The 4,985-nt window shown below is 56.5% G+C and carries 3 protein-coding genes and 1 rRNA gene; 1 reads left to right on the top strand and 3 read right to left on the bottom strand.

What is annotated here, in order from left to right; all coding sequences use genetic code 11:
* Positions 1-13: 13 nt before the first annotated feature.
* Positions 14-126, top strand: a 5S ribosomal RNA gene (gene rrf / locus DIE21_RS36505).
* 243 nt (positions 127-369) lie between these two features.
* Here the strand turns inward: rrf and DIE21_RS36510 are convergent.
* The 3 genes from DIE21_RS36510 to DIE21_RS36520 all read right to left on the bottom strand — a co-directional run.
* Positions 370-702 carry a hypothetical protein gene (locus DIE21_RS36510; RefSeq protein WP_124502171.1) on the bottom strand — a complete coding sequence of 111 codons (333 nt, stop codon included), beginning with the start codon at positions 700-702 and terminating at the stop codon, positions 370-372.
* Positions 703-931: 229 nt separating this feature from the next.
* Positions 932-2,992, bottom strand: coding sequence for a restriction endonuclease-like protein (locus DIE21_RS36515; RefSeq protein ID WP_260432613.1), 2,061 nt, complete (start codon positions 2,990-2,992; stop codon positions 932-934).
* A 228-nt stretch (positions 2,993-3,220) separates the two neighbouring features.
* Positions 3,221-4,985: MrcB family domain-containing protein (locus tag DIE21_RS36520; protein ID WP_124502173.1), on the bottom strand; the 1,765-nt coding region annotated here is incomplete at its 5' end.

The raw sequence follows: 4,985 nt of genomic DNA on the forward strand, positions 1-4,985 counted from the left end.
ACAACCCTCTTTGCCTGATGACCATAGCGAGTCGGTCCCACCCCTTCCCATCCCGAACAGGACCGTGAAACGACTCTACGCCGATGATAGTGCGGATTCCCGTGTGAAAGTAGGTAATCGTCAGGCTCCCTAAGCCAAGAACCCCCGCCCGAACAGGCGGGGGTTTTTGCATTTGCGCGGCGGAAATGCGTGTGGAGTACTCGGCATGGGTGCTTGTCGTGCTGCATGCGCTGATGCTTGCGATGCCATCGAATGCCGAGAGAGCCGAACGCAACTTTTCGTCTGTTGTGACGGTTGTTGAAGTTACTTGCAGCGCCGCCGTGGACCATTTGCATCACGGGGCGTGCCGAAGTCCTTCACGCCGAGCCATCACCAGGCAACAGAGCGGCGCAAAGGGGCCTGCGCTGCGTATTCCTGATCCTTTTCCTCTTCTTGGGCAGCTGCACCATAGGGCTGCTCTCGCCAGTTCAGCGCGCTGTAGTCGGGCGTGATGATGACCCTTCGGGAATCAAAGTTGAACCGAAGATAGACGCGATCACCCGGCTTGAATCCGAACATCTCGAAATGCGCGTCGATGGCGCGCATCCATGGCATGTACGGCTGGCCATCCTGGGGAAGGTCAGGCTTGTTGCCGAGGGTCAGCTCAACCTCGGGATACTGTTTGAGCTTCTTGGGACGTGACTTACTATAGGCGTTAGCCATCTTCCGACTCCTGCATTGAGTTGGTTGTGGTCAGCGGGTCGTATGGGTGGCAGCCCATGCGGCCCGCGCTTTTTGCGGTGATGCCATTTGAGTCTATCTAACTGGGCATCTCGAAATGTGGAAAATTCGAGGAATGGCCAAACGGCATAGCTTCATGAGTTTTCGCCTCAGGAAATTACGGCGTAGGCGTTGCCAGGCTTGATCGTGATTTGGCGACTGACGTGAACGACTAAGTACCGTCAGCAAGCGACAGAATTTCCCCCCACCGAACGCTGATGGGTTCGCCATACTCTCTCCCTAGATTCTTGACATAGGTATCGATCGAGTGTGGCGAAAGACCTTGAAGCCACCGATCATGAGCAAGCCACTGGATCTGCACACACCAGTAGTTTCCGCGAGGCGCTGGATAGCCAGATTCGCTCATCCCAGTTTCTGAGACCTCCTCTGCACCAGAAACGATGCGAGTCAACGCAACTTCCTGTGTCGACGGACAGTAAAGAAGTAGAAGCTGGCTACTTAATAAGGCTGCGCCGGCGTGAACACCACCACGACGACCTTCAGCTCGGACGTTGTACGACCTCCGTCCTTGAATCCAACTCCAGTGTTCGTGACTCTTCACAAAACCCAGAAGGACGCTTGCCTCTGGCGACGGTGAAATGAGTGATTGCGTCGATCGCCCACGAAGTGACGTGTCATAGGCTTCGCTCAGCCAGTACCGGCCGCGTTCGTGCCTGGTCAAACGCGTTGCAACGTGATCAAGTACGTCACTGATAAAGCGTTGTAGTGCGGATGTGCCGCTCGCAATACCAGTGTCTGTTGGCCGCAACACGAATGCCCCCAGGCCTGGCAGAAGTTCGTGATATTCCGGATATCTGAGGCCGTCGCCTTCATCGTCGCCACCTGGATACAAAACATAGGCCCCGGCGGTCCGATGGATAGCGTCGCGGTATGCGTGCATCTTCAGTAGGTCATCACGGAGAGGGCCGCCGCGCTCCAGACGCGTCGGAGATTCGGAACCGGCGGTGCTTTCCTCTTCATTGTCGGCGCCGAAAATTTCTCGAACGAAATCGACCCGATACTTAGCGTCGAAATGAAGCGCAATTGGCTCAAAAGGTGACGGTTCGTTGTCAGCCGGGCTGATCAACAACGAATAGTCCGGCCGCATAGGTCTCGTCCATGATGCGATACCTGCTGAGCCTCGCCGATAGGTCCGATTGAAGCAGAGCTCCACTCGCATGCGTCGATCAAGGCGATTGACCTCTCCGGCTAGAACAGTTTCTACGCCGGTACGGATGCCGACAGTTAATCCGTCGGACTGGGTCTGTACCAACGGGCTCAAGTCGAATGAGTGGCCAACAAGATTGGCGACCACCTGTGATAGCTGAATGAACGCCCAGTACTCGTAAAGTGTCGCGACGTCGCGCTGACCGGCACCGTAGACGTCGGGAGACGACTGCCAAGAGAGACGCGCCGCAAACTCCGTTTCCACGTAGGCCTTGAAGATATCCCGATAGCCTTCGCGCTTCTGGAGCACCTGATTGTCAGCAGGGAATCTCGTGAGTCGTCCAACGTCGGTGAACACGTCGTGACGTAGCACTTCTTCTAACTGAGACGTTACAACCGAAATTTCCCGCCGTCCGCGCGTTGTCGCTGGTGTCGCTTGGATCTTGGAAAGACCTCGATCGATGTCTCCGAGTATCCGAAGCCAATGCTCCAGGGCAAATTTAACGAAGCGATTTGGGACGGTGTCGTGCGTCGCTTCGGTCTGCGCAAGCTCGAAGTAGGACGGGACGGACCTGAGCGCCCCGTCAGGCCAAGCCGACCGAGATCCACCCTTGGCGAATTGCCGAAGGACATGCGAGTCCGCTCGAATGCCTGCACCGGCACGCACCATTTCGCTTGTTGTTTCCCACGCGGTGTGCGGGCGACGAGTGATTTCGTGAAGCGCTCCTTGGAAGTTTTCGTTTTCGAACAGTGCGCGCAGAAACGTGAAGCGTTGATAGAGCGTGACGGCATCACGGGTGTCGTCGAGTTCGAAGCTTGCATCGCTCACCGCGAAGCGGTCCATCACAAGCTCGGTCATTCGCTCAGCGATATCGCGCAGCATCCAGCGATACTCAGAGAGATATGAGAGTTTGCGGGATCGGACTTCGAGCTCCAGCTGGCCGAGTGTGCTGATGTCGGTACGTAGGACAACGCGTATGGTGCCAGTGGCAAGTCCTGGTCGTAGGCGACCAGACATACCGTCCAAGGTATCGGGTTGAAACACTTCTTCGGGATCGGCGATCAACGGACTGCCGCCTGGGCTGATGGGCTCCCAGGTGTACCGATACTCCATGCCCTCCAAGAGCTCGACCGAACCCGCAGAGCCATTTCCAGTGGTGGTGCCGTTTAAGGTCCAAAGCGTTGCGCGAGGAGCGCCAGAGCGACGGGGCAACACCGCAACGTGTAACTTTGCGGTGATGTTCCCCGTCGAATCGCGAAGGAGAGCGATAGCATCTGAAACGGCGTGCACGGCTTATTCCGTAAAGCTGGCGAATTGATTGGCACGCAGGCTGCGCAGCATGCGGATGGCTTTGGTATAGGCAATCGGAAGAGCTGCGCCTTGCTCGGGTAGTACTTCGACGTCTAATGTTTGTAGCTTGTCATCGGCCGCTACCGAATCCGGCAGGTCGCGGCAGAAATTCGCGAGCGCCAGCAACGGCAATTCGAGCCGCCTACGTGATCCGTGCAGTCTGGGAAGTACCTTCTGCATGACGACGCGGTCCGCAATTGCTGCAACGCTGTTGATCCCAGCTTCTTGCGCCAACGTTGCGAATCGCATCGCCTCATAGAAGACGCGATGACCGAACTCGAGGTTGTAACGGCTGAGCAATTCGTGCAGTTGCCGCAAGCGCTGCGTTAGCTCGATGATCGAGTCATCGGAGCGCTGCCGATGCCAGCTGTCGTCTTGCGCAATGCTCAGCAATCCCCTTACTAGTTCCTGATCACCGGCCACGCACGGCTGCGGCTTGATGGCCTCGGTCGAAAGATCGCTTGAGTGCACACGAAACTCGAACGTGTTGGCGCGATCAAGTACCTTTGGTGAAAACATGTAGGTCGTCTCGTCGATGTTGACGGTACCCACAATCCACAAGTTTGCCGGGAGGGGGATTTGCTTATCAGCGCCAGCTTTCAGGCGCCAGCAGTCGTCCGTCCCTTTGTGGAGGTTCGGAATGCATGGTTGACCGGACTCCATCCCCGATAGCACGTCAGCGAAGTAGCGTTCGACGTGTGCAAGGTTCATTTCATCCAGAAGGAGTAGGTACGGATGCTGTGGGTCAGCTGCCGCCTTCAGGATGAATTCTAACGGGGCCGGCACCGTCCAGGCACGGCGCCCATCGAGTTCGCGTTTAAGCGCGTCTTCATATCCGAACAACGCTTCAGCGCCCGTCCAATCGGGCCGCACTGCGGCAACGTGAAGCCGATCTTTGCCCAGCCACTCGCCGAAACGAATCGCAATTTGCGTTTTGCCCGAGCCCGAGAGCCCGGTCAGAATGACCAACGGCTTGGTGACCAGACTTGAAATGAAGGATGTGACGAGCCCGTCGTGATGGTCGCCAAACGTCACGCCACTCGCGCGTAACGCAGTGCTGAATGTCTCGATGGCCTCACGAAGGTCTGCTCTAACCGGAAGTGGTTCGTCCGATTGCTCTGGTTCGGTTACTTCCGGAAGCTCTTCCGCATCGTTGGTAGCAAGCACTTGGCTATAGATGTCGATTACATCGTCCAAATCTTGTTGTAGCTCGGCCATTGGCAGTGGTTGCGTGAGGTCGTACGCTGCGCGAACAATGGACGTACCGTAGCGATCCGGCATCCGACCATACCGCCCTTTGAACCACTCCTTAACCGTTTGTGCACCAGCCAGTTCACCCCAGCCTAACTGGGAGGTTTCCTCCTCGCTAACCCCATAGCAGAGCAACAGTTGCCGCTGTTCCGAGTACAGAAGTAGGACAGGATAGATGCCTCTGTTGACTGATTGCGCATCACCAAGAAACGCGATCCAAGGGATTTTGGCAAAGTTACCTTTGCCGAAGCTCACTCGTACCTTGAGATCGCGATATTCGCTGAGGTAGCCTTTTGTGGCGAGGTCTTTTGCTTCGCGTGCCTGTTCGAGAAAGCGATCGAGAAGTCCCTCAATGCCGTCTGAGGTCTCTTCTTTCGACTTGGGCCGGCCCCGGCGAAAACCGGACACGAGGTAACGCTTAAACTTTGAGGTAGTCTTCCGCCTATGTTTAAGCCTA

It is taken from the genome of Burkholderia sp. Bp9140 (assembly GCF_003853425.1).
GTDB lineage: Bacteria > Pseudomonadota > Gammaproteobacteria > Burkholderiales > Burkholderiaceae > Burkholderia.